The 24,265-nt window shown below is 54.1% G+C and carries 21 protein-coding genes; 10 read left to right on the forward strand and 11 right to left on the reverse strand.

The window, feature by feature from the left end:
- Positions 1-274 precede the first annotated feature (274 nt).
- Positions 275-2,185: a 3-dehydroshikimate dehydratase QuiC gene (gene quiC, locus JQR86_RS19845; RefSeq protein WP_434155253.1), complete on the forward strand. Its 1,911-nt coding sequence runs from the start codon at positions 275-277 to the stop codon at positions 2,183-2,185.
- Between the two features lie 94 nt (positions 2,186-2,279).
- Positions 2,280-2,954, forward strand: a complete 675-nt coding sequence (locus JQR86_RS19850; protein ID WP_019364568.1) for a TetR/AcrR family transcriptional regulator — start codon at positions 2,280-2,282, stop codon at positions 2,952-2,954.
- Between the two features lie 57 nt (positions 2,955-3,011).
- Here the strand turns inward: JQR86_RS19850 and JQR86_RS19855 are convergent, their stop codons facing one another.
- The 8 genes from JQR86_RS19855 to JQR86_RS19890 form a co-directional block, all read right to left on the reverse strand.
- Entirely contained in the window at positions 3,012-4,022 is a 1,011-nt protein-coding gene (locus tag JQR86_RS19855; protein ID WP_434155255.1) for a TRAP transporter substrate-binding protein, read from the reverse strand.
- Between the two features lie 50 nt (positions 4,023-4,072).
- Complete coding sequence (locus JQR86_RS19860; protein ID WP_434136447.1) at positions 4,073-5,353, reverse strand: TRAP transporter large permease subunit; 1,281 nt, start codon at positions 5,351-5,353, stop codon at positions 4,073-4,075.
- Positions 5,353-5,901 (reverse strand): TRAP transporter small permease, encoded by a 549-nt coding sequence (locus JQR86_RS19865; protein ID WP_125888857.1) that lies wholly within the window; start codon positions 5,899-5,901, stop codon positions 5,353-5,355. The genes JQR86_RS19860 and JQR86_RS19865 overlap by 1 nt, the downstream gene beginning before the upstream one ends.
- 95 nt (positions 5,902-5,996) lie before the next feature.
- Positions 5,997-7,325, reverse strand: coding sequence for an MFS transporter (locus JQR86_RS19870; protein ID WP_416615130.1), 1,329 nt, complete (start codon positions 7,323-7,325; stop codon positions 5,997-5,999).
- Between the two features lie 41 nt (positions 7,326-7,366).
- Positions 7,367-8,227, reverse strand: a complete 861-nt coding sequence (locus JQR86_RS19875) for a shikimate dehydrogenase (RefSeq protein WP_434155257.1) — start codon at positions 8,225-8,227, stop codon at positions 7,367-7,369.
- Positions 8,228-8,232: 5 nt separating this feature from the next.
- Positions 8,233-8,679: a type II 3-dehydroquinate dehydratase gene (gene aroQ / locus JQR86_RS19880; RefSeq protein ID WP_312270671.1), complete on the reverse strand. Its 447-nt coding sequence runs from the start codon at positions 8,677-8,679 to the stop codon at positions 8,233-8,235.
- 374 nt (positions 8,680-9,053) lie between these two features.
- A complete protein-coding gene (locus JQR86_RS19885; RefSeq protein WP_125888854.1) occupies positions 9,054-9,542 on the reverse strand; it encodes a DMT family transporter in 489 nt (162 codons plus the stop codon).
- Positions 9,543-9,552: 10 nt separating this feature from the next.
- Entirely contained in the window at positions 9,553-9,981 is a 429-nt protein-coding gene (locus JQR86_RS19890; RefSeq protein WP_434155259.1) for a DMT family transporter, read from the reverse strand.
- Between the two features lie 86 nt (positions 9,982-10,067).
- Between JQR86_RS19890 and JQR86_RS19895 the strand changes: the two genes are divergently transcribed.
- Complete coding sequence (locus JQR86_RS19895) at positions 10,068-11,015, forward strand: LysR family transcriptional regulator (protein WP_150346204.1); 948 nt, start codon at positions 10,068-10,070, stop codon at positions 11,013-11,015.
- A gap of 476 nt (positions 11,016-11,491) precedes the next feature.
- Here JQR86_RS19895 and mqo read toward each other — a convergent pair whose 3' ends face one another.
- The gene (gene mqo, locus JQR86_RS19900) at positions 11,492-13,123 is read right to left on the reverse strand and encodes a malate dehydrogenase (quinone) (RefSeq protein ID WP_434155260.1); all 1,632 of its coding nucleotides are present in this window, start codon (positions 13,121-13,123) and stop codon (positions 11,492-11,494) included.
- Positions 13,124-13,904: 781 nt separating this feature from the next.
- Here mqo and JQR86_RS19905 point away from each other — a divergent pair.
- The 6 genes from JQR86_RS19905 to JQR86_RS19930 all read left to right on the forward strand — a co-directional run bounded on the left by JQR86_RS19905 (position 13,905) and on the right by JQR86_RS19930 (position 21,555).
- Positions 13,905-15,059 (forward strand): mandelate racemase family protein, encoded by a 1,155-nt coding sequence (locus JQR86_RS19905; protein ID WP_434155463.1) that lies wholly within the window; start codon positions 13,905-13,907, stop codon positions 15,057-15,059.
- 67 nt (positions 15,060-15,126) lie between these two features.
- Positions 15,127-15,390 carry a hypothetical protein gene (locus JQR86_RS19910; RefSeq protein ID WP_434155262.1) on the forward strand — a complete coding sequence of 88 codons (264 nt, stop codon included), beginning with the start codon at positions 15,127-15,129 and terminating at the stop codon, positions 15,388-15,390.
- A 153-nt stretch (positions 15,391-15,543) separates the two neighbouring features.
- On the forward strand, positions 15,544-16,278 hold the full coding sequence (locus JQR86_RS19915) for an oligogalacturonate-specific porin KdgM family protein (protein WP_434155265.1): 735 nt from the start codon (positions 15,544-15,546) through the stop codon (positions 16,276-16,278).
- Between the two features lie 343 nt (positions 16,279-16,621).
- Positions 16,622-18,412, forward strand: a complete 1,791-nt coding sequence (locus JQR86_RS19920) for a sodium:solute symporter family protein (RefSeq protein ID WP_219653155.1) — start codon at positions 16,622-16,624, stop codon at positions 18,410-18,412.
- A gap of 129 nt (positions 18,413-18,541) precedes the next feature.
- Positions 18,542-20,272, forward strand: a complete 1,731-nt coding sequence (locus JQR86_RS19925) for a sodium:solute symporter family transporter (protein ID WP_434155268.1) — start codon at positions 18,542-18,544, stop codon at positions 20,270-20,272.
- 116 nt (positions 20,273-20,388) lie between these two features.
- Positions 20,389-21,555, forward strand: a complete 1,167-nt coding sequence (locus JQR86_RS19930) for an oligogalacturonate lyase family protein (protein ID WP_434155270.1) — start codon at positions 20,389-20,391, stop codon at positions 21,553-21,555.
- A gap of 41 nt (positions 21,556-21,596) precedes the next feature.
- On the opposite strand, the gene JQR86_RS19935 is transcribed toward JQR86_RS19930, so the two are convergent.
- The gene (locus JQR86_RS19935; protein WP_019364554.1) at positions 21,597-22,331 is read right to left on the reverse strand and encodes a FadR/GntR family transcriptional regulator; all 735 of its coding nucleotides are present in this window, start codon (positions 22,329-22,331) and stop codon (positions 21,597-21,599) included.
- A 332-nt stretch (positions 22,332-22,663) separates the two neighbouring features.
- On the opposite strand from JQR86_RS19935, the gene JQR86_RS19940 reads away from it, so the two are divergent.
- The gene (locus JQR86_RS19940) at positions 22,664-23,635 is read left to right on the forward strand and encodes a dienelactone hydrolase family protein (protein ID WP_122043876.1); all 972 of its coding nucleotides are present in this window, start codon (positions 22,664-22,666) and stop codon (positions 23,633-23,635) included.
- A 40-nt stretch (positions 23,636-23,675) separates the two neighbouring features.
- Here JQR86_RS19940 and JQR86_RS19945 read toward each other — a convergent pair whose 3' ends face one another.
- Complete coding sequence (locus JQR86_RS19945) at positions 23,676-24,239, reverse strand: DedA family protein (protein WP_434155272.1); 564 nt, start codon at positions 24,237-24,239, stop codon at positions 23,676-23,678.
- Positions 24,240-24,265: the final 26 nt, after the last annotated feature.

The raw sequence follows: 24,265 nt of genomic DNA on the forward strand, positions 1-24,265 counted from the left end.
CCGGGACATGATCACCTCCCTTGGGCGAGCCATACCGTGTATCGATGTTTAAGTTTGCTTACCGCTACCCAGCAGTACCTGAAATAGCAAGGCAGATATGTTCGTTTATCGAACATAAACTAACCAGTGAGTACAAAATAATTTATAAAAGGAGCACTATGAAGGTGAAAGCTATCCAGAGTTAATACCTATCACCGCTGTAGGCGCAAAGAAAACCGATCCGGGCAGCCGAGCGGCCTGGGTCCTACAATATGCCTGCCAAGAGGGACTGATTATGCAGCGCTCGATCGCCACGGTTTCCTTGAGTGGAACCCTGCCTGAAAAACTGGAAGCCATTGCTGCCGCAGGCTTCGACGGTGTGGAGATTTTTGAAAACGATCTGCTCACTTACGGCGGAACGCCGCGAGAAATCCGTCGATTATGCGCTGACCTGGGACTCGCTATCACATTGTTCCAACCTTTCCGCGATTTCGAGGGGTGTCCGCGTGACCGTTTGCCCCGTAACCTGGACCGGGCCGAGCGCAAGTTTGACCTGATGCAGGAGCTCGGTACGGATCTGATACTGGTGTGCAGCAACGTAACGGTCGACTCGATAGGCGAGGAGGCTATTCTGGTGGATGACCTTCGCCTGCTGGGTGAGCGGGCGGGTGCACGCGGCATGCGCATAGGATACGAAGCCCTCGCATGGGGGCGGCACGTCAAGACCTGGCATCAGGTCTGGTCGATTGTGCAACAGGTCGATCACCCCAGCGTGGGCGTATTGCTGGACAGTTTTCATACCCTGTCATTGAAGGATGATCCTGCCGGTATCGCCAGTATTCCGGGTGACAAGATCTTTTTTGTGCAAATGGCTGATGCGCCGATTCTCAATATGGATGTACTGGAGTGGAGCCGGCACTTCCGTTGCTTCCCGGGGCAAGGCGAATTTGATCTGGCCGGTTTCCTGGCGCCGATCCTGCGCTCGGGGTATACCGGTCCGCTCTCACTTGAAGTATTCAACGATGGTTTTCGCGCAGCACCTCCACGGGCCAATGCGGCTGATGGTTTCCGTTCCTTGCTTTACCTGGAGGAACAAACCCGCAACCGCCTGGCCAATGAACCGCCTGCCGCTCCGGTTGCGCCGGAGCTGTTGTTCGATCCGGTGCCGCCGCTCGAGTTTGACGGTATCGAATTTCTGGAGTTTGCCGTAGACGAGCCACTTCGTGCAGAGCTTACGCAATGGCTAACCCGTCTGGGTTTTGCTCAGGCCGGGCAGCATCGCTCTAAGAACGTTACCTTGCTCAGGCAAGGCAGCACCAATCTCGTACTCAATGCCGAGCCTTATTCGTTTGCCCATAACTTTTTCGAAGTTCATGGACCTTCGCTGTGTGCCAAGGCCCTGCGGGTCAGTGATAGCGCAAAGGCCATGGAGCGTGCCTGCCAGTATGGTGCGCAGCCATATCGCGGCCTGGTAGGCCCGAACGAGCGTGAGATTCCTGCGGTGCGTGCACCGGATGGAGGCCTGATCTACTTTGTCGCCTCTGGCACGGATGGGCGCTCGATCTACGAAACAGACTTCAACCTGAGTGCAACCTCGTCCATGGACGATGTGCTCAACACCATCGATCATGTGGCCATGGCGCTGCCCGCAGACAGCCTCGACACCTGGGTACTGTTCTACAAGAGCCTGCTTAATTTCAAGGCTGACGATGAAGTTGTGCTGCCGGATCCCTATGGTCTGGTGAAAAGCCGTGCGCTGCGCAGTCCCTGCGGGTCGATACGTATGGCGCTCAACATCTCGGAAAACCGTAATACGGCCATCTCCCGAGCCTTGTCGAGCTACCGTGGATCAGGCGTCCACCATATCGCATTCGAATGTGATGACATCTTTGCGGCCGCTGCCCAGGCCAAGGAGGCCGGAGTGCCGTTATTGGAGATTCCGTATAACTACTACGACGACCTCTCAGCGCGGTACGGCTTTGACGATGACTACCTGAGCCGGTTGGCCTATTACAATGTGCTCTATGATCGGGACGCACAGGGAGGCGAGCTGTTCCATGTTTATACGGAGCCGTTCGCGGATCGCTTCTTTTTCGAAGTTCTACAACGCAAAAACAGTTACAGTGGCTATGGTGCTGCCAATACGCCGGTCCGCCTGGCGGCCATGGCTCAGGCGCGCACCCGAAAGACGGCCGGACGTCTTTGAAGGAACGGCTGTGCCCTAGGTGGCATAGCCCTACCTTAATTCAATAACAACAACTACCATAAGGTTTTTGAACCTGCCAATGACACAACCAATAATGGCTGCCGAATCCCTTAGCCCCGATGCTGTAAAAACGCAGTCTGTTCCCCGACTGCCACGAAAGAACAACCCCGAAGAAACCAAGCAGGAAATCCTCCTGGCGGCGGTTGCCGAGTTTGCGGAAAACGGCCTGAGCGGGGCAAGAGTCGATGCCATTGCCGAGCGCACCCGAACATCGAAGCGCATGATCTATTACTACTTCGAGAGCAAAGATCAGCTCTACTCTGCGGTGCTGGAAAAGCTCTACGGGGAGATCCGCTCGACCGAGTCCCAGATGCATCTGGATGCGCTCGAACCGGTAGAGGCCATTCGGCGACTGGTCGAGTTCACGTTTGACTACCACGATCTGAATGTCGATTTCGTTCGGATCGTGTGTATCGAGAATATCCATCAGGGAAATTACATTCGCCAGTCACAGGCCATTACCTCAGTCAACTCGTCGATTGTTCAGACCATCTCTAGGATTCTGGTGCGTGGCGTAGAACAGGGCGTTTTTCGGGAGGGGCTGGATCCGCTTGAGTTGCACATGATGATGAGCTCGTTCTGCTTCTATCGGGTGTCCAACCGCTATACCTTTTCATCGATCCATCAGATCGACCTGACGGATGCAGATAACCGGGAGCGGCACAAGGAACTCATTTGCGACGTGGTACTGCGCTATGTATGCAAATGACTGATTGGTGCGCGAATACCGCTGCATCAATTTATGCAGCGGTATCGAGAAAGGGGCTTACTGTGATTTACGCGCTTTTTGTATTTCATCATCCAGCATCTTGACCAGTGCGGGATCGACATCCTTCGCCAGTTTTTCGATGACCGGCTTCGTTTTCTCCCGGAATCGATCCATCTCTTCCGGAGTAATTTCATTGACGGCCATGTGGCCTTTTAAGGTTTGATAGGCACTGTCCTGAGCCTGCCCGGAAACCATGCGCTGATAGGCCTGAGCCTCAGCGGCGGCCTCGGTAATGACCTTGCGCTCGTCCTCGTTCAGCTTGTTCCATGACTTTTCGCCTATGATGAACGATTGCGGGTTGTACACGTGGCGTGTCACCGACAGGTATTTCTGCACCTCGTAGAACTTGCTGCCCAGAATCACGGTATTGGGGTTTTCCTGCCCATCAACGGTTCGCTGCTCAAGGCCTGTATACACTTCAGGAAAGGGCATCGGTACGGGGTTGGCGCCCAATGCGGAAAATGTCTCCAGATAGCTGGGTGACTGTATGACACGGATCTTCAAGCCTTGCAGATCCTCCCAGCGGGCGATGGACTTCCTGCTGTTGGTTATGTTGCGAAAGCCCAGGTCCCAATACCCCAGGGTATGCAGGCCCTTGCCTTCCAAGCGTGAGGCCAATGCCTGGCCCACCGGACCATCCATGACCTGCTGAGCCTCCTGAGCATCATTGAAGAGGAAGGGGAAATCCAGAATCGCGAAGTCCTTTACCTGGGCCGCCAGGATACCGGCATTGAGGACGGTCAGGTCCAGTGTGCCGCCCTGAATGGCCGATACGGTTTGCAGATCACCGCCGAGCGTGCCGCCTGGAAAGAGCCGCACCTTGATCTTGCCCTCGCTCTTTTCCTTCACCAGATCTGCAAATTTCTGTGCGCCCTGACCCTGAGGATGTTCCTTCACATTCTGGAAGGCAAACCGTAAGGTCTGGTTACGCACCTCGGCAGCTACCGTGCCGGCATACAACACACCGATTGCGCAGGCGGTAGCCAAAGCTGTTTTGATCATCGTCATCTTGAAAGCTCCATCTTGTTTTTGTTGTTTGCGAAACGGGGTGCAGTGACTTAGCCCGCCAGGAATTTCATTGGACCTGTCACTAGCACCGGGAAAATGACCAGCAGGAGCAGTACCAGCAACTGCGCCAGGAGAAACGGCCAGACACCGCGGATGATTTCATTCATCTGGATCCCGGAGACGCCACATACGACGTTCAGGACGGTTCCGACTGGAGGTGTGATGAGTCCTATGGCGGTGTTGATCAAAAAGAGCACGCCAAAATACACAGGGTCGATACCCGCTTGAACAACGGTTGGCATCAGCACAGGCGTCAGGATCAGGATGGTGGGCGTCATGTCCATGACGGTGCCGACAATAATAATCAGCAGCATGATCATCAGCAGCAGTACGGTGGGGTTGTCCATGAACGGATCGAGCAGGTCAACCAGCTGGCCGGGGAGGTCGGCTATGGTCACCAACCAAGACGAAACCATGGCAGCAGCGACCAATAGCATGACGACCGAGGTGGTTTTTGCCGCACTCAGGATGAGTTCATACAGATCGCTGAGCTTCAGTTCCTTGTAGATCACCGTTGCCACGAATAGCGCATAGACCGCAGCAACCACAGCGGCCTCGGTCGGTGTAAAGACGCCGAACTTCAAGCCAAACACGATGATCAGCGGCAGCCCCAATGCCCAGCTGCCTTCGATGAGCGTCTGCGCAATTTCCCGGCCGGAACGCTTGGGTGAGGTTTCTACGACCTCCTTGCGAGCGATCCACCACCAGGCAACCGCCAGAGCCGCACCGAGCATGAGCCCCGGCACAATACCGGCCAGAAACAGCTTGGAAATGGAGACACCGGAGGCGACACCGAAAATGATGAAACCAATGCTAGGAGGAATGATGGGCGCAATGATGCCCCCTGCTGCGATCAGGCCTGCCGACCGTTCGCGGCTGTGTCCAGCCGAGACCATCATCGGTACCAGAAGGGCGGCAAGGGCAGCGGCATCGGCGACGGCAGAACCGGACAGCGAAGCCAGAAGGCACGAGGCGATAATCGCCACGTAGCCAAGTCCACCTCGCTTGTGCCCTACCATGGACATCGCAATGTTCACGATCCGGCGAGACAGGCCACCTGCATTCATGATCTCGCCTGCGAGCATGAAAAACGGTACCGCCATCAATGGAAAACTGTCGGCACCGTTAAGCAGGTTTTGCGCAATGATCTGAGCGTCAAACAGATCCAGGTAATACATCATGGCGGCGCTTGCGACGAGCAGCGCAAAGGCGATCGGCATGCCGATGACCATACTGCCGACCAGAGAGCCCAGGAAAACGGAAAGAATCATCAGCTGCGCTCCCCTGAGGCTGTCTTGGGCGGGGTTACGAACGGTGTCTGCTTGTCCTTGGAGGAGGGCGAGGATACAGACGGCAGGGGAAGGAACAGTGCGGCATAGAGTTCGTACACCATGATGCCGACCGAGGTGATCCCAAAGACGAGCCCTGCCGAATAGAACACTGCCATGGACAGTCCCGATGCCGGCGCCAGTACGTCTTTATTGATGACTGCCTGTTGCCAGCTTCCCTGGATTATCAGCCACAGCATGTACAGCACGATCAGGTGAGAAAGGGTGAGACACAGGCGCTTGCCGCGGGCTGGCAGGGCTGCGAGCAGGCTACCCATGCCGATATGCGAGCGCTCCTTGAGGCCGATGATAGCCCCAAGGAACACCATGAATACAAACAGCCAGCGCGACAGTTCTTCCGATACGCTGATGCCGGAATTGAAGACGTATCTCAAGACAACGTTGCCGAACACCAGAGCCACCATGCCAAGCATGCACAGCACCAGTAGAAGTTTGATGAAGCGAAAGTACAGGTCGATTATTGTTTTCATGACCATGCCTTTAGGTTTCTCTGCGTATGTTGTGTTTGTTATGAATCACGAGAAACAACGACAGCCAGGCTCCGCGCGTCCCTGCGCCAGGCCTTTTAAAGTTCTATACGCTTCACCTCTCCTAGAATGAAGATGTACGAAAACGCACCGATTAAGGCAAGAACACCGATAAACAGCAGTGCTCCCACAAACGAACCCGTGGTGGCTACGATAAAGCCGACCACCAGCGGCGTAATGATACCGGCCAGATTGGCCGCCAGATTGAAGATGCCGCCGGTAAGGCCCATGAACTTCTTGGGCGCGATGTCAGAAATGACTGCCCACCCCAGGCCCACCATGCCTTGCCCAAAGAAGGCGATGGAGAGAATCGCGATGACCAACGTGTCATTATCGACATAGTTCGCCGCGATGATGGTAGAAGCCAGCAATAGCCCGCTGATAATGGGTAGCTTGCGGCCTACGCTGGCGTTACCGGTGCGCTTGATGATCCAGTCGGACAACCAGCCACCAAACATCACACCTACGGCCGCGGCAATGAACGGCAGTACTGCAAAGAACCCCATCTTTACCCAACCCATATGGCGCTCGGTGGCCAGATAGGTGGGGAACCAGGTCAGAAAGAAAACCAGGGTGGCGTTACCGGCAAACTGACCGATGCACGCTCCCCAGATCTGCCGGTACTTGAGCAACTGGCTGACATTGCTCCATGTAAAGGGAGCGCGCTCCTGCGAGGGGGCTGACAAGCCACCGCCAGCCTGGATGTGCTCCCGCTCCGCCTGATTCATGGCAGGGTCTTCATGGGGCTCACGGTAGCGCTTCCACCAGAGCAGGCCGAAGGCGATGCCAATGCCTCCGATGATCATAAACAGCGCGCGCCAGCCAAAGTGCGCGAGAATCATGAACAGTACCGGACTGAGAAAGGCCAAGCCGATGTATTCACCCACGGTATAAATACTCGTGGCACGGGCACGCTCTTGCTGAGGGAACCAGGTACTGACCACTCGGCTGTTGGTGGGAAAGCACGGTGCTTCGGCAAACCCCAGCATCAGGCGCAATCCCAGCAGGGTATAGAAGCCTGAAGCAAATCCGTGCAGCAGCGTAGCGAACGACCAGGAGGTGATCGACGCAAAATAGGTGAATTTCGATCCGAACCGATCGAGAAACACGCCACCGGGTACCTGAGCCAGCACATACGTCCAGGAAAAAGCAGAGAAGATCAGACCCATGACCGCCGCATCAATCCCAAGCTCTTGGGTCATGACCGGCGCCGAGATACCCAGAATAGTCCGGTCCAGGTAATTGATCATGGTTCCGACCGCTAGCAGGGCAAGAATCACGAAGCGTGCCCGGGTTGGCTTTTGGGATGTGGTTCCAGCATGAGAAGGGGCTTGCGCTATCTGGCCTAGTTTACTATCGGCATGCATTGTTATTGTCCTGTGTCGCTTGGCACGAAATAGAAGGCTTGTCAGTCACCCAGGCTGGCGAAATGCGCCTGCATTCTCTGGGAATCAGCGTGCTGCCCGGTAAAGAGCTCAAACGCCTTCACAGCCTGGAAGACCGCCATGCGGCTACCGTCCAGCGTCTGGCAACCGATCTTGCGGGCGTGCTTGAGCAGTTCGGTTTCCAGTGGAAAATAAATGATCTCAGCTACCCACACCTCGGGCCTGAGCAGTTCGGCCGGTAGCGGCATGCCTGGCAGCTTGGCCATACCCACCGGTGTCGTGTTGACCAGCCCTTGAGTCGCCTGCATGGCGGCGGTCAGGTCTGTTCCCACGCACGCACGATCAAGACCGAAAATAGCCTTGAGGTTGTCGACGAGCGCGTGGGCTTTGTCCTTATCGACATCAAAGACCGTCAATTCAGCTACCCCCTCGCGGAGTAAGGCATGAGCAACGGCTGCCCCGGCACCGCCAGCGCCCATCTGCACAACGCGCTCGCGTGAGACGTCTGGCAGCCCACGGCGAAATCCTTCCGCAAACCCGAGACAATCGGTGTTATGACCTATCCGCTTGCCCGCTTTGAACACTACGGTATTGACGGCGCCAATACCCAAGGCCTCCTCTGAAAGCTCATCCAGCAGTGGGATAATGGCCTGCTTGCAGGGAAAGGTGACATTCAGACCTGTGAATCCCATGCGCTCGGCTGCTGTGAGTAGTTCAGGCAGAGCGGACGCCTCAAGGCCAAGCGCATCAAGGTCGATCAGCCGATAGAGGTAACGAATGCCTTGCGCATCACCCTCATGCTCATGCATGGAAGGCGTACGGGAGGATTGAATACCTGAGCCAATCAGACCGGCCAGGACAGAAGGAGAAAATAGAGTGGACATAATGGTCACTTCTTGTTCGTGAAGACGTGAGCGAAGTACTCGATGGCCATGCGATAGCCCGCCACACCAAAGCCGCATAGGACCCCTACGGCAATGGGTGAGACAAAGGAGTGATGCCTGAAGGCTTCGCGCTGATGAACGTTGGAGAGATGGACTTCCACCAGGGGCAGCGCTACCGCTGTCAGGGCATCTCGGATCGCAACGGAGGTATGAGTCCAGGCCGCGGGATTGATGATGATTCCAGCATGGGCGGTTCGCGCCTGGTGAATCCAGTCGATCAGCTCACCTTCGTGGTTGGTTTGGCGGAAATCGATCTGTAGGCCGAGCGTGTCGGCTGCTTCATGACAAAGCTGAGCGACATCGTTGAGGGTCTCGTAACCATAGATCTGTGGTTCACGGGTTCCCAGCAGGTTAAGGTTTGGGCCGTTGAGGATGAGAAGAGAGCAAGTCATCCAGAGCACTCCGTGTTGTTCTTATGATGTTTGGGCACGCTGAATAACAAAGTGTACTAACTGGTTAATACAGTCAATCCGCCCAGAAGGTACTTTTTATTTATTGCCTGGGGGGAATCGACTTACCAATGACAGCATCATTAAAAGAGGTCGGAAAAAAGCCTGAAAAATCAGAAGGTTCTTGATGAAGCGCGAATTTCTCTGTCGAGAAGGAGATAGTGTGCTGGGATAAAAAAACGTGCGGTTATCGTCCATGATGACGAAAGAGGGAAGCCTGCCCTAGGCGCTTACCCAACGAACAAGCATCCCTATAACTCTAGGGAAGGAGGAGCGGATGGCAGAAGGCATCACTCAGGACACCTCCTGCCAGTTTGTCAGGTACGCTCCTCCACTGGATCAGCCCGGGGCGAACATTCCTGTATCCGATTACTCTGGTAGATCAGCGCCAGAGCGCCAAACAGCAGTGCGATAGCAACCAGTCGAGACACATCCAAGGGTCGCTCGGCATTCCCCAGCCAAGCAAAGTGATCGATGAGAAGACTCATCAGCAGCTGACCAGTAATGACGGCTACCGTAGCGGCAGCGGTGCCAACGCGAGGGATGGAAAACACCATCGCGAGCATATACACAACGCCAAACAGCGCACCGATCAGCTGCCATTTTGGAGCAGTGAAAAGTGTCATGGGATGAGGGGGTTCGAAGAAAAACACCAGCAAAAATGTAAGCAGGGCACCGCTGGTAAAAGTCAGCCAGGCGCTTTCCAGCACGCCTACCTGCGCGCCAAGCCGGCCGTTGATAGAGGACTGGGCACTGAGTACGGCGCCACTACCCAATACGGCAAAAAGAACCAGAAACTGGAGCATAGGATATACCTCAGTGAATCAGCCAGAGAGCGACCAAGATCAATAGGAACGCCATTGCGCGATACCGGTCGACGGGACGGCGTGTGCTGCCTAGCAGACCAAAATGATCGATAACCAGACTGGCTCCTACCTGGCCGCACAGGATGCCCACCATGGTCATCCCGACACCAATCAGCGGCGTGGCAATGGTCAGTACGACGACATAGATAGGACCCAGAATGCCGCCCACCAGCAGCCAGCGTGGCTGACTGAATAATTGGGCCATTTTCGGGCGCGCAAAAATCAGTGCAAATGTGAGCAGTGCGGCGCCAACGAGAAAAATCGACAAGGTAGCGGAGAAGTGACCTATTTCCCCTCCCAGCGGCCCTAACAGGCCCGCCTCCATCGACAGACCCATGCCGGCAATCAGCACAACTAACAGAATCAGAGCGTGTTGCATGTTTATCCTCAAGAAAAAACAATGCGCTACGCTAGTAAGTTGTCATAATTGGAACAATCGGCTTTCAGACAAATAACTATTGTTTTATGAGCAACTCGCCTTCCATGCTGGCCTTGCGGCTGTTCGTCAGGGTCGCGTCGGTCAAGAGCTTTACGCAGGCAGGTGCAGAGTTCAATTTGCCTGCCTCATCCGTTTCGCGCCATATCTCTGCGTTGGAGGCGACGTTGGGGCAGCGGCTCTTGTATCGCCACACTCGGGCAGTCCGATTGACCGAGGCAGGGGAGCGCTATTACCAGCATGTCCGGGACGCCCTGCTTCAGCTGGATATGGCGGCGGAGCAGATTGGTGGAGACACTTCAGAGCCACAGGGAACACTTCGGCTCAATGCTGCCGTCGCGCTGGGGCGTCTGCATCTGGTTCCATTGCTGGTAGAGTTTCAAAAGCGATATCCAAAAATAGACGTTGAGCTGACATTAACGGATGCGTTTATTGATCCTGTGCAGGAAGGGGCTGACATTACTTTCCGAGTAGGACGCCTGGAAGATTCCAGCCTGGTGGCGCGCAGTTTAGGAGAGCAACGGTTCGTGGTGTGTGCTGCGCCGGTGTATCTGGAGCGGCAGGGTATACCGCAAAGTCCCGGGGCGCTTGAGCATCATAACTGCCTGGTCTACAAGGGGATGCGCGGTGTGCGTCAGTGGTATTTCCGCTCTACAAGCCAGACACCCTTTCAGGCCTATCAGGCCAAAGGTAGCTTTAGAAGCAATAATGCCGAATGCCTGCTTGAGGCGGCGGTGCTTGGGGAGGGGATCGTACTGTTCCCGACATGGCTCGTGCATCAAGCGCTAAGCAGCGGTGCACTGGTAGCAGTGTTGACGGACTGGGAAGCGTCAGAAGATCTCGAAACCCATGCAGTGCATGTGATCTATCCGGAAAACCGCATGCGCTCAGCCAAGGTGAAGGTTTTTCTGGATTTCCTTTTTCATCACGTCGGTCAGCCACCCTACTGGGACAATGGCTTGCCCGTTCAGCGTTGAGAACGCTTAATCCTCGATGCCTGTACCCGCACGACTGACTTTGGGATGCGCGTGAAAAGCTAGGCAGACGTCGGCTATGTGGGAGAACGCGATACTGTTAATCTGCTTCACGACTATTTACCGCTTCAGTCGCGTTACAAGTATCTGATCCTGTACCAGTAGTCTGATATAGACGCTCTACAACGCCCGTTCAGCCTAAAAGCCCGTTCGCAGGCGAACTCATTCATCTTTCGTCTTACCAAGCTTGTATCTGCATCTCGTTAAAGGCTTCAAGTAAGGTTCTCAAGATGAGCGAAGACGATATCGAGTTCATTGCTTCCTGGCTGGGACTCATTCTTTTTGCGCGGATTGTACTATTCAGTCTGGGCTATGGTTGATGGCCCTAACGCTAGGCGGAATGCGCCATGAAGACGCTTGCAGACGGACATAAAAAACGGCACCCGAAGGTGCCGTCTTAACCAAGGTAAACGAGCTGTTTAAAGCTCAGCCGTTTTTGCCTCAGTCGGCTGATTTTCTTCAGCCTTGTTTTCAGACGCTGCCTGCTGGGTAGCGGTAGCATCTTTAAGCTGGAGTACACCAGCTGTGTAGCTGCGGACTTCCTTGATCAATGGAGCATTGTTATCCAGCGACTGACCGTAGGACGGAATGATTTCCTTAAGCTTGCCCTGCCATTCTGACGTCGCAACCTTGTCCTTGAACACTTTTTCTAACAGATGAAGCATAATAGGGGCGGCAGTTGAAGCGCCAGGCGAGGCACCCAGCAGCGCAGCAACGGAGCCGTCCTGTGAGGAAACCACTTCGGTACCAAACTGCAATTTGCCATTGCCGTTCGCATCTTTCTTAATGATCTGTACGCGCTGGCCGGCGGTCCAGAGCTTCCAGTCTTCCTTGCGAGCGTTCGGATAGTAGTCCTTCAGCGCAGCGAAGCGGTCTTCATCAGACTGCATCAACTGACCAACCAGGTATTTGACCAGATCGAAGTTGTCCATTCCCACCTGCATCATGGGCCAGGTGTTGTTGCTGGTCATGGAATGCATGAGGTCCATCAGCGAGCCGTTCTTCAGAAACTTGGTCGAGAAGGTTGCGAACGGTCCGAACAGAATAACGCGCTTGCCATCCAGCGTACGACTATCAATGTGCGGCACGGACATGGGCGGCGCGCCCACAGATGCCAGGCCGTAGGCTTTTACCCCGTGACGTTTGGCGATTTCCTGATTTTCAGTTACCAGGAACTGGCCTCCAACCGGGAAACCAGCATAGCCATCGGCTTCAGGAATACCTGTTTTCTGCAGCAGCATCAGAGAAGCGCCGCCTGCACCAATGAAGACGAAGCGGGTGTTCACCGAAGTTTCCTTGCCGCCGTTGGCCAAGTCTGCAACGGTTACTTTCCAGGTGTTATCGGGGTTGCGCTTGATATCACGAACTTCGCTGTTCACTGAAAGCTTGAACTGCGAATGATTTTCCAGCGAACCTACCAGCTGGCGAGTGATTTCACCGAAGTTTACGTCAGTCCCTGCTGGCATCCAGGTCGCTGCCACTTTCTGCGCAGGGTCACGACCTTCCATGATCAGCGGTGCCCACTGCTTGATCTGGCTGTGGTCTTCCGAGTACTGCATGCCCGCATACAGCGCGTTTTTCTGCATGGTTTCATAACGCTTGTGCAGGTAGTTGACGTTGTCGTCACCCCAGACAAAGCTCATGTGCGGCGTGGTATTGATGAACGATCTGGGGTTCTTCAATACACCGTTCTTGACCTGGAAAGACCAGAACTGACGGGAAATCTCAAAGCCTTCAGTAATCTTCGGAGGCTTGGTGACATCGATGGTGCCGTCCTTGAGTTCGGGCGTATAGTTCATTTCCGCGAAGGCAGAATGGCCCGTTCCGGCATTGTTCCAGCCGTTGGAACTTTCTTCGGCTACCTTGTCCAGACGCTCGTACATGTTGATCGTCCAGGTGGGCTCAAGCTCTTCCAGGTAGGTAGCCAGGGTAGCGCTCATGATACCGCCGCCGATCAGTACAACATCGACAGGGGCATTATCGTCGGCCCAGCTGTGTCCGGACATCGCGAACATGCTGGAGCACAGAGCAGCGAGAACACGCTTTTTCATGCAGATTTTCTCTAGTTAGGCATACAAGCAAATGAAATCAGATAGCGCTGTCTTATCGGCCATCTACACATTTGCTTGAGTAGGCAAGGCACACTTCTTTTTGAATCTGTAACGCATCAAGTCGAATGAAAGGTCGGGTCGATTCGACATGAAACACGCGTACAGCCAAAAAAATTCAAGGTCCGGATCAAGAGGTGGCAGGACATCCACTCGAAAATGTCACTACATTGCGTTGGGTGTAGCGGATACATCATGAGAGGTTTATCTGGGCGCTCAGTGAAACGTGTCCAGTAGAATATCGCGAAAAAGCCGCGACGGAAAGTCACACCTTAAAGTTCCGGTCAATAAGACTAAAGTTTAATGTCTGGCAGGAAGTCGGCAGGACATTATCATCGACACGTGCAGGTCGTCCGGTATTGCTCTGCTCGTTCTGTCCTCCCTTCTGTACCAGCCTGCAATCAACACCTAGGCTTTTTATCCTTGCGTGGTAAGACGACTATGTTGTCTTTTGCAGGAGACGCTGACCGGTCAGTCATCACCTTTTCAGATTTGAAAAAATAAATTACTTGATCTGCTTATAAGCTTGCTGAGGTTACATCTCCGCCAGGATTCGCTTTTTAGAGCCTATTTGGCGTAATTTTTCAATTCTATTAAAGTCTCAAGCTGGAAGCTGTAGCCTCCTTGACAAAATAGCGCTCAAGAAAAATACTGTGTCACGTGGTATGACGACATACCGGAAATTGCTCCAAAAAGAACAATAGTCATGGACAGCCTTCCTCTTATGAATATCTCCCGTGTCAGTGTCGATGTGTTTTCCTATCCCACTCGCCGTGCTGTCGATAGCGCAGGGCATTCCCATCCGGGAGATGAAGTCCAGGCCCGTATGGCATTGTTGAAGATCACCACGGAGGACGGTTGCGAAGGTTATGCCTTTGGCGCTCCGGAACTGCTTCGCCCATACATCATTGACAATTTTGTACGCAAGGTACTGGTTGGACAGAACGCGCTTGATCGTGAACGACTCTGGCAGGATCTGGCGCATTGGCAGCGGGGAAGTGCAGGTCAACTTACCGACCGCAGCCTGGCCTTGGTGGAGCAAGCGCTCTGGGATTGGGCTGGCCGCAAGTTCCAGGTCCCAGTCTACAAGCTGTTGGGTGGCTACCGAGACAAGGTCTTGGCCTATGGTTCTACCATGTGTGGCGATGATTTGCCGGATGGCCTGTCAACACCTGACGAATATGCGCGTTTTGCCGAAAAGCTCGTAGCCCGTGGTTACAAGGGTATCAAGCTGCATACCTGGATGCCGCCCATCTCCTTCGCACCCGATGCCAAGATGGACGTAAAAGCCTGTGCCGCTGTACGTGAAGCAGTAGGTCCGGATATTGCCCTGATGCTTGATGGCTACCACTGGTACAACCGTACTGATGCCCTCTACATCGGACGTGAAATTGAAAAGCTGGGTTTTGCCTGGTTTGAAGAGCCTATGATGGAGGAGTCCGCAGAGTCGTATGCCTGGCTGGCTGAAAACCTCACCATTCCTGTATTGGGGCCTGAAAGCCTGGGCGGCAAGTATCACAGCCGTGCGGGGTGGGTGAGTGGAAAGTCTTGCGACATTCTACGCGCCGGGGTAGCTGGCGTAGGCGGTATTGGCCCATGTCTCAAAGTCGCTCACCTGGCTGAGGCGTTCGGATTGGATTGTGAAGTTCATGGTAATGGTGCACCCAATCTGGCTGTCGTGGGTGGAATCAAGAACTGCTCCTGGTACGAGCGCGGGCTATTGCATCCATTCTTGGAGTATGACGACGTACCTGCCTATCTCAACAGTATCGTCGACCCCATGGACAAGGACGGTTACGTCCACCTGCCTGACCGTCCTGGCCTGGGTGAGGACATCAACTTTGCCTATATCGAAGCCCATATCGTGAGCCAGCACTAATCCACGGTTGTGCCTGGGCTAATCATGCCCAGGCAGGTCTTGAACAATTATAAAAAAGGACTGAGCTATGAACCTGAACACCTTTCGCCTCTCGCATGTCTTCTTCGAGTGCCTGGCCCGTATCTCCAGGCGAGTACCGGAACTGTATAACCTGGGACTGGCTGGTACAGCGCACATTCATGCTCAGTCCCCCTCGTGCATCGCCTCGATACCCTGCCGTATCAACCGGCTACAGGCTTTCCGCTCCTGTTCTCTTGATGCTCTGCCATTACCTCTGGCGATGACCGGCCGATGTAATGGTCGGCGCGGCCGGGCCAAAAGTCCTGCCTAAGCGCCGCTGGCAGGCCTGGCTTGCCGTTCGCGTGTTATCCATCTGAACCAATCGTGCCGCCGAATAGATCGGGAGCCGTACACCCCTGAATGCCGGGCTGTTACCGCTTAAGCCTATTCAATCTCTCTGTACGTTATTAACAAGAATAAGATCATGAAGATAACAATAAAGACGCTAGCTGTTGCGACCTCTCTGGGAATCACCGTTTTGGCAGGCAATGCTCAGGCTGCCGATTCGGGTTATATCAACTATCGGCACCAGTATCTGGAAGACTCGAAGCTTCACTCTGATCGCGTTCTGATCGGTATACGTCTGGACAATGGACTCGGTTTCGAAGGGGAACTGAAGTACAAGACCGGAGGCAGCCGTAAGGACGTCGCGTTTGATAACACCGTAGGGGATGGTCACGAATTTACGGCTGATTATCGATACTCCCTTACTCCCCAATGGACGATTGCACCCTTTATCAGCCTGGTTGCAGTAGAAAACGCAACGACGTATCGAACCGGCGCGCGTCTGGGGTACAAGGTAAACAACCAGTGGACGATCAGCGGGCGCTATCGCTACGAGGCTCGCAAGCTGGATCGCAACCAGGTCGACGAGTCCGTGCCTGATAGAGCCAAGCGTGACCAGCACGTTCACCGCTTCGATGGGTGGCTGGGCTACGCTCCGGGCGGGAAATTATCGTACGAATATAACCTGGTCTATTTCAAGGCGGACTATACCCGTTACGACGGCAAGAAAACCGACTACGAACAAAACCTTGCCTTTAAATACAAGTGGGACAAGCGCTGGCAGCCCTTTGTTGAGTTGGGTGATGTGAAAGTTAATTCCACCGACAGTGATCGCCAGCTACGTATGCGCGTGGGTGTGCATTACAGTTTTTAACATGCAGTAAATATCCTGCAATGAAGTACAGATGAAGTTATTGGAAAGTACTTTATAAACTTTAAAGATTCTCACTTCATCTGTCTTCATTCTTGTTTCTGAAACAACAAGAACATCATTTCAGAACAACGAAGTCATGTTCTCTTTTATTCGGTGAATAATATGAGAATCATCAAGGTAAAAATAACAGAGAGCACGCTTCGCTCTGTCCCTAATACCTCAAAGTTCATACCAGAGACTTTCCATAGTTCTTTCCGATGGGCGCGAAACAGGTTGCTTTAACATTTTCTATATCCCTCTGATTTGTTTTCGGCCAGTGGCGCCAATATTGTGAGAGAACGCTATGAACATAGATATGTTGGTGGTGGCAGGCTATTTTTTGCTGATGATCATCATTAGCCTTGCCTTCAAGAAAATGGCCAATAAGTCGGCAAGTGACTATTTCCGGGGCGGCGGTCGTATGCTGTGGTGGATGGTAGGCGCTACTGCATTCATGACACAGTTTTCGGCCTGGACCTTTACCGGGGCGGCGGGCAAGGCGTTTAACGACGGTCTGGCGGTAACGTTTGTTTTCTTGGGAAATATCTTTGCCTATGCTATTTCCTATTGGTGGTTCAGCCACCGCTTTCGCCAGATGCGTGTTGATACGCCTACCGAGGGTATCAAGATGCGTTTCGGCAAGACGAACGAGCAGTTCTTTACCTGGGCCATTATTCCTTTAAGCGTGCTCAACGGTGGTGTGTGGCTAAATGGTCTGGCGATCTTTGTCGGAGCCGTGTTTGGCTATGACATGGCGACCACTATTTGGATCACAGGTATCTCCGTACTGCTTATCTCGCTCTTGAGCGGAGCATGGGGGGTGGTCGCCAGCGACTTCGTTCAGACGTTGGTCGTTGCCGTCATCTCTGTGGCCAGTGCCATTGTCGCCTTGGTCGCCGTTGGTGGGCCTTCTGAAATGATTGCCCGGTTCCCGACCAATTTCGTGATGGGACCCGATATGAACTACGGCCTGCTGTTAATAGGCTCGTTCCTGTTCTTTCTGGTCAAGCAGCTGCAAAGCATCAACAACATGCAGGACTCCTATCGTTTTCTCAATGCGAAAGACTCTGACAACGCACGCAAGGCGTCCCTGCTTGCTCTGGCATTAATGGTCGGGGGAACGCTGATCTGGTTCATTCCACCCTGGGCCACAGCCGTCCTGTATCCAGATGCTCCGCTGGCACATGCTGAATTGGGAAATAAGGCCAGTGATGCAGTTTATCTGGTCTTTGCAGAACGCTTGATGCCGGTAGGAACGATAGGACTTCTGGTTGCCGGGCTATTTGCTGCCACCATGTCGTCGATGGACTCTGCCCTGTGCCGTAACGCCGGTATTTTTGTACGCAGTTTCTGGGCGCCTGTAGTGTGCCGTAACAAGCCTCTCAGCGAGAAAAAGCTGCTGCACGTCAGCCAGATCGCCACGATCGTAAACGGTATTCTGGTTATCCTTATTGCTCAACTCTTTGCTCAACTCAAAGGTCTGAGCCTATTCGAGCTGATGATGCGGGTTGCCACACTGCTTCAATCTCCCATTCTGGTGCCACTGTTCTTCGGCATGTTTATTCGTAAAACGCCAAAATGGGCGGCCTGGGGTACCGTTGCCTTTGGCATGTTTGTGTCCTGGTTGGTCATGAATGTATTCACTGCTCAATGGTGTGCCGGCTTGTTTGGAGTGACCCTGACCGCACGTGAACTTTCTGAGCTGACGACTACTATTACCGTGGCAGCTCATCTGGTGCTGACGGGCGGTTTCTTCTGCGCCACTACCTTGTTCTACAAGGAAGAGACATTTACTGCAGAGGAAAAACAGCAAACGGCCCAGTTCTTTAAGGACATCGAAACGCCTGTAATTGCTGAAGGTGATCAGGACGTGTATGACCGCCTACAGCGCAGCAAGCTAGGGCAGATTACCTTGATGATGGGGGCTGGCTTGATGTTGATGGTACTGGTACCCAACCCGCTCTGGGGACGGCTCCTGTTTGCAGCATGTGCCATCTCCATCCTACTCTGTGGCTACCTGCTCAAGCGCAGCGCTCATGTAGAAAAAAGTATAGAGACACTCCAGGCTCGATTGACTACCGAGCGTGCGTCCTGAGAAAGCGCTGAAAGATGCCGGCATCCGAAAGGGTGCCGGCTTACGCATGACCTGGCGTTTTCCAGACTGTTTGTTTCAGTATGCCTCAGCCCGCCTGCTTCAGCGTCACGTTGGCATAAGGCTCAAAGAATGACCTCACTCGATCTGTTGGTGGTTGCGGTATACCTCGTTTTTATCATTGTGGCAGCCTGGTGCTTTCGTCGTTATGCACAGAGCAGCAGTCAGTTCATCAATGGCGGTGGCTCCATGCCCTGGTGGATGGCCGGAGCGACTGCCTTTATGACGCAGTTCAGCGCCTGGACGTTTACCGGCGCCGCAGGAAAGGCCTTTACCGATGGCTTTCCCGTTCTGGTCCTGTTCTGGGGCAATGCTCTGGGATTTTTCATCGCCTGTCTGTTCTTTGCGGCACGCTACCGCAAGCTTCGGGTTGAAACCTCGATGCAGGTGATTGCCCTGCGTTTTGGCAAGCCGACCGAGCAACTCTTTACCTGGCTGCAGTTCCCGCTCTCAACCCTTACGGCCGCCATCTGGCTTAATGGATTGGCCTATATCCTCGCCTCGATGACCGGCTTTGGCATGGTACCGACCCTGCTCATCACCGGTACGGTCATTACCTTCATTTCCGCCAGTGGTGGTGCCTGGACAGTCAACGCAACCAACGTCATCCAGCTGGTTCTGATCTTGGCAATTACCCTGGTAACCGGCTGCTTTGCGCTATACACAGGCGGTGGGCCAGGCAATATCGTCGAGCGCTTTCCCGTGGATTTTTGGCAGGGGCACGACATGAATTTGTGGCAGATCCTGTTGTTCTGGATTGCCATGATCCTGATGCAGCAGGTGCTGTCGACCAACAACGCGATTACCTGCTATCGCTTTCTGGTTACTCGAAACGAGCATGAGGCTCGGCGGGCAGCCTTTCTGGCCGGGGTTCTTTTTGTGGTCGGTCCTGTCCTATGGTTTATTCCGCCGTGGGTAGCCGCCACGCAAGGTGCAGACCTTGTGGGGCAGTACCCTCAACTGGGCGAGCAGGCAGGAAACGCGGCCTATCTCTACTTTGTTCAACAGGCAATGCCAGCCGGTACGGTCGGGCTTACATTAGCCGCGATGGTAGCTGCGACCATTGCTCCCATGAGCACTGCGCTCAATCGCAATGCGGGGATCTTTATTCGTAACGTTTATCAGCGCCCTGCCCATGGGGAGGCCCACTTGCTTGCCATGGGCCGCTGGGTGACGCTGCTCAATGGTGCCCTGGCCACCCTGACAGCGTGGTGGATGGCCGAGCAGGAAGGCATAGGGTTCTTCGAGCTGGCAATGATGGTCAGCTCCCTGTTTCTTCTGCCCCTTTCCATTCCTGCTCTGTTGGCCGTGGTCGTACGACAGACCCCGGATTGGGCGGGTTGGAGTACGGTGCTGGTCGGCGCAGCGGTATCGCTGATCTTTTATGTTGGCTTCAACCCCGTGGCGCTTCCTGCGTGGTTGGGTGGGTATACGCTCACCGAACGTGAGGCGAGCGATCTGAAGTTTGGGGTGACGGTTCTGGCGCATGTGGTTTTCACGGGTGGTTTTTTTATCGGGACCCGCGTCTGGTATAGCCCTACCCGTAACACCGAGAGGCGGCAACAGCTCACGCTATTCTTTCGCAATATGTATCGTCCCCTGCAGCCCGATGAGATTGCCTGCGTCGATCCTTCCCAAGCCAGGAGGCTAGGCGCCCTGGTAACAGGTATGGGGCTGCTTTTACTTCCACTTCTTCTATTGGCTGAGGCTCCCCAGGGGCGCTGGTTGCATGCCGCTATTGTAGGAACGGTACTGATATCAGGATTAGCACTGCGACATTGGGCAGGCAGTAGTAGAACATAAGCAGTTAACGCTCAGAATTAAGACTTCGTTATCAATAGCGAAGAGGGCGAATCCATATTGTTGAGCAACTCATAAACAGTCCAATAGAACATCATTGAAAACAACAGAGGTGTGTTATGGCAAAGGGTTCCCATATTGAACTGGATTACCATACGTATAGTGATGAAGGTACTGGTGCTGAAGTAACACGCCTTACACCCACCGATACCGTGTGTCACCGAAACTATTTTTATCAGAAATGTTTTACCAATGATGGTACCAAGCTGTTATTTGCAGCCGAGTTTGATAATAACCGTAATTATTATCTACTTGATATTCAGAAAAAACAGGCGGTACAGCTAACGGAAGGCGCTGGTGATAATACTTTTGGCGGCTTTTTATCTCAGGATGACCGTTATCTCTATTATGTGAAAAACGAGCGTCAGTTACGTCGTGTGGAGTTGGCAACGCTGGAGGAAACAACAGTCTATCAGGTAGCCGATGATTGGGTTGGGTATGGTACATGGGTAGCGAACAGTGCCTGCACCAGCCTGGTTGGAATCGAGATCGCCCGCTCGGACTGGACGCCGCTGACCGACTGGGAAGTGTTCCGGACATTCTTTACCAGTAACCCCCATTGCCGACTGATTCGCGTCGATTTGGGCACAGGAGAGGCTCGTGTCGTTCACGAAAACACGATCTGGCTCGGGCATCCCATTTATCGCCCCTATCACGATCATACTGTTGCGTTCTGCCATGAAGGTCCTCATGACATGGTGGATGCCCGGATGTGGCTGGTCGATGAGGACGGCTCCAATGTACGCAAGGTGCGGGAGCAGAAGCCGGGGGAGAGTTGTACCCACGAGTTCTGGGTGCCGGATGGCTCCGCCATGATCTATGTCATCTATCCAAAGGGCCAGCAGGCGCGGCAGATCTGGCGATTTGATCCCGACACCGAAACCAATGAGATGCTGATGGAGATGCCGGCCTGCTCGCACCTGATGAGCAATGAAGACGGCACGATGCTGGTAGGTGACGGTTCCGGTACGCCTGTCGATGTAAAGGACACTCAGGGGTATACAATCGAGAACGACCCCTGGCTTTATGTCTTCGACGTGAAACGCCAGCAAACTGCGCGCCTGGCTGCGCACAATAGCTCCTGGCGGGTACTGGATGGCGACAGACAGGTGACCCATCCACATCCATCGTTCACGCCGAATAATCGCAAGGTCTTATTCAGCTCCGATTTCGAAGGCAAGCCCGCCGTGTATCTGGCAACGCTGCCCGACACGTTGTTTACCTGATTGACATGTCATGCCCAGCCAGTGGCTGGGCATGAGCGCCCTTACTCGTAAAGTGTATGGCGAGCCTCGTGAGCCTGATAGAGGCGTACACGACTGTTGCTTAAATGCAGGTACATGGCCGCCCGTGCCGAATCAGGGCTCTGCAGCGCAATGGCGCTGTAGATCTTTTCATGTTCGCGATACACCAGATCAAGATACGCGACGCGATCCTTCTGAGCGGCATAGGCCGAATTCATCTTGGTACGTGGAATGAGCTTTGTACCCAGATGCTTCATGATGTCGAACATATAGGCGTTGCCGGATGCCTTGGCAATGCGCAGATGAAACTGTGAGTCCGCATGGATGGCAATGCCTGTTTTCGGGCCACTGTCTTTCATGGAAAGCAGGGCCAGCTCGATCTCCTTGAGCTCCTGCGGGCTGCGATTCTGCGCTGCCAGCCCAGCCGCCTCGACTTCCAGGCTCATGCGTAGCTCCAGCAGGCTCAACACATCCTGCAGCGTGGAAATGGTTTCCGGTCCCAATTGCAGAGTAGGCGGGGGCGGCATATCAACAATAAAGGTGCCGACACTGCGGCGTGTTTCGACCAGACCCGCCGCTTGCAGTCGCAGCAGCGCCTCTCGCACCACGCTGCGACTGAATCCTTCGCTACTGGAAATTTCCAGTTCCGAAGGCAATTTTTCTCCCCGCTTGAAAACCCCATCGCGAATGTACTGCGACAAACGGGCAACCAGTTCTTCAGCTAGACGTTTTGGCTTTTGGGAAGGCCTGTCGATCATAAAGGGCTCATTTGTTTTTCTGGGCTCGATGACTTCCGCAGCAAGCATACACATTTCGGCTGATCCGCTCAGAAGAAAAGCATGGCAAACCGAACACCTTTGTGTGCCGTTGTGCAAGGAAGATGGCTTTCGATGCCATTGAGCTTTGATGCCTGAAACATGCCTGAAGGCACGTTGGAATCAGAGCGATCTGCGTCACATGAAAATTGATGGTCTCGGTTACTGACTGATCAGTCAGGCTGCCCGGACCGTAAGGCAGAGCAGGGTATAAACCTACCGGGTTGTTTTGTTATGGTCAGGTGCAAGCCATAGCCATAAGCGAGACAACAAGAATGAAACGTTCCGCCCTTGCCACCCTGGCGGTACTTGGAAGTCTGGTGGCAGTTGCCCAGGCCCAGGAGCACTCGGATATTCCCGCGCGCCAGGAGTTTTATGCCTATGCCTCCCAGACCCTGAGTGATACCCAGTTCCTTACCGGGCAGTCAGGCAGGCCTGTCACCTTAACTGCCGGATTGAGCCTGCCAGCTGGGGAGGGGCCGTTTCCGGCGGTCATTCTCCAACATGGCTCCGGTGGTATTGGCGATAACATTGCCTATTGGCAGCGCACCCTTAACCAGCAGGGAATCGCCACGTTTGTGCTCGATGGATTCACCGGCCGCGAGCTGATCAGTACCGGTAAGGACCAAGCTCAGCTGGGACGGCTCAATTTCATTCTGGATGAATACCGAGCCTTGGCGCTGTTGGCCAGTCAGCCTCGTATCGATGCCTCCCGTATCGTATTGATGGGCTTCTCTCGAGGCGGCCAGGCGTCGCTTTATGCCAGCCTTGCTCGCTTCCAGAAGGAATGGATGGCGGGAGACGCCCGCTTCGCGGCCTATATTGCCTTCTATCCTGACTGCTCCATTTCCTTCAAGGATGAAGACAAGGTGGTAAACAAACCCATTCGGGTCTTTCATGGCGAGGCAGATGACTACGATCCCTTGTCCCGGTGCACTCCTTACCTGGATCGCCTGGCCAAGGCAGGCGCCGATGTAAAGGTGTTTCGCTATCCTGAGGCCCACCATGGTTTCGACAGTCCTGCCTCGCAGCCTGTACGTGTAGCACAAGGCAGTCAGACGGTACGGGCATGCCAGATTGTCGAGGGTGAGCAGGGCGCGCTGATCAATCAGGAAACGGGGGAGCCGTTCCGCTATACCGACGCCTGCGTCGCGCATGATCCCCATGTAGGGCCCAATGCCGATGCCACACGGCAAGCCACAGAGGATGTATTGGCGTTTCTGAAAAACGTATTGGATAAACCGTAAAACGAATTACCCAGCCTCTTGTCAAGGCTGGGTGACAGGATTAGGCGTGGCGACGCCGACGGACGAACCAGATTGCGGCAACGATAGCCAGTAAGGTGGCGGCTATTCCTGCCAGCCATAGTCCGGCATGTGGCTGGGTTGCAAAAAGCCGTTGCACGAACTCTCCCACACCGTAGCCAATACTGACCATGATGGTTGCCCAGAGAAAGGCGCCAACGATATTCAGTGGTACGAAGCGTCTGGCAGGGATGCCGCTGGTGCCGATGATGATTGGGCCAATGGTTCTGAAGCCATACGCAAACCGCGTCCCGATTACCCATAGCGATGGATAGCGCTGAATCAGTTGGCGTGCTCGCTCGATTCGGTGCTGATGACGGTGAAACTTCCTCAGGACGGGATCGCCATATCGCCTTCCGATGAAGAAGAGGAACTGATCACTGATCATTGCGCCAATGGCCGTCATCAGGATGGTCAGGAAAAAATTCAGATAACCATGGCGGGCAGCCACACCTGCCAATATGGCCAAGCCGTCGCCTTCGATAAGCGGCCCGACCATGACGGCCAGGTAGCCGTAGTGGGTTATCCATTCGTTCGGTTCAAGCATGTTGCGGTCCTGATAATCCAGGTATT

It is taken from the genome of Pseudomonas sp. JZ134, assembly GCF_051027695.1.
Taxonomy (GTDB): domain Bacteria; phylum Pseudomonadota; class Gammaproteobacteria; order Pseudomonadales; family Pseudomonadaceae; genus Chryseomonas; species Chryseomonas luteola.

Excerpts from the sequence above, each read along its gene's own strand:
- JQR86_RS19920 (WP_219653155.1), top strand. The coding sequence starts at position 16,622 with ATGAACATAGATATGTTGGTGGTGGCAGGCTATTTTTTGCTGATGATC.
- JQR86_RS19865 (WP_125888857.1), bottom strand. The coding sequence starts at position 5,901 with ATGAAAACAATAATCGACCTGTACTTTCGCTTCATCAAACTTCTACTG.
- quiC (WP_434155253.1), top strand. The coding sequence starts at position 275 with ATGCAGCGCTCGATCGCCACGGTTTCCTTGAGTGGAACCCTGCCTGAA.
- JQR86_RS19895 (WP_150346204.1), top strand. The coding sequence starts at position 10,068 with ATGAGCAACTCGCCTTCCATGCTGGCCTTGCGGCTGTTCGTCAGGGTC.
- JQR86_RS19940 (WP_122043876.1), top strand. The coding sequence starts at position 22,664 with ATGAAACGTTCCGCCCTTGCCACCCTGGCGGTACTTGGAAGTCTGGTG.
- JQR86_RS19885 (WP_125888854.1), bottom strand. The coding sequence starts at position 9,542 with ATGCTCCAGTTTCTGGTTCTTTTTGCCGTATTGGGTAGTGGCGCCGTA.
- JQR86_RS19870 (WP_416615130.1), bottom strand. The coding sequence starts at position 7,325 with ATGCATGCCGATAGTAAACTAGGCCAGATAGCGCAAGCCCCTTCTCAT.
- aroQ (WP_312270671.1), bottom strand. The coding sequence starts at position 8,679 with ATGACTTGCTCTCTTCTCATCCTCAACGGCCCAAACCTTAACCTGCTG.
- JQR86_RS19890 (WP_434155259.1), bottom strand. The coding sequence starts at position 9,981 with ATGCAACACGCTCTGATTCTGTTAGTTGTGCTGATTGCCGGCATGGGT.
- JQR86_RS19875 (WP_434155257.1), bottom strand. The coding sequence starts at position 8,227 with ATGTCCACTCTATTTTCTCCTTCTGTCCTGGCCGGTCTGATTGGCTCA.
- JQR86_RS19945 (WP_434155272.1), bottom strand. The coding sequence starts at position 24,239 with ATGCTTGAACCGAACGAATGGATAACCCACTACGGCTACCTGGCCGTC.
- JQR86_RS19910 (WP_434155262.1), top strand. The coding sequence starts at position 15,127 with ATGAACCTGAACACCTTTCGCCTCTCGCATGTCTTCTTCGAGTGCCTG.
- JQR86_RS19860 (WP_434136447.1), bottom strand. The coding sequence starts at position 5,353 with ATGATTCTTTCCGTTTTCCTGGGCTCTCTGGTCGGCAGTATGGTCATC.
- JQR86_RS19915 (WP_434155265.1), top strand. The coding sequence starts at position 15,544 with ATGAAGATAACAATAAAGACGCTAGCTGTTGCGACCTCTCTGGGAATC.
- JQR86_RS19925 (WP_434155268.1), top strand. The coding sequence starts at position 18,542 with ATGACCTCACTCGATCTGTTGGTGGTTGCGGTATACCTCGTTTTTATC.
- JQR86_RS19930 (WP_434155270.1), top strand. The coding sequence starts at position 20,389 with ATGGCAAAGGGTTCCCATATTGAACTGGATTACCATACGTATAGTGAT.
- mqo (WP_434155260.1), bottom strand. The coding sequence starts at position 13,123 with ATGAAAAAGCGTGTTCTCGCTGCTCTGTGCTCCAGCATGTTCGCGATG.
- JQR86_RS19905 (WP_434155463.1), top strand. The coding sequence starts at position 13,905 with ATGAATATCTCCCGTGTCAGTGTCGATGTGTTTTCCTATCCCACTCGC.
- JQR86_RS19935 (WP_019364554.1), bottom strand. The coding sequence starts at position 22,331 with ATGATCGACAGGCCTTCCCAAAAGCCAAAACGTCTAGCTGAAGAACTG.
- JQR86_RS19850 (WP_019364568.1), top strand. The coding sequence starts at position 2,280 with ATGGCTGCCGAATCCCTTAGCCCCGATGCTGTAAAAACGCAGTCTGTT.
- JQR86_RS19855 (WP_434155255.1), bottom strand. The coding sequence starts at position 4,022 with ATGACGATGATCAAAACAGCTTTGGCTACCGCCTGCGCAATCGGTGTG.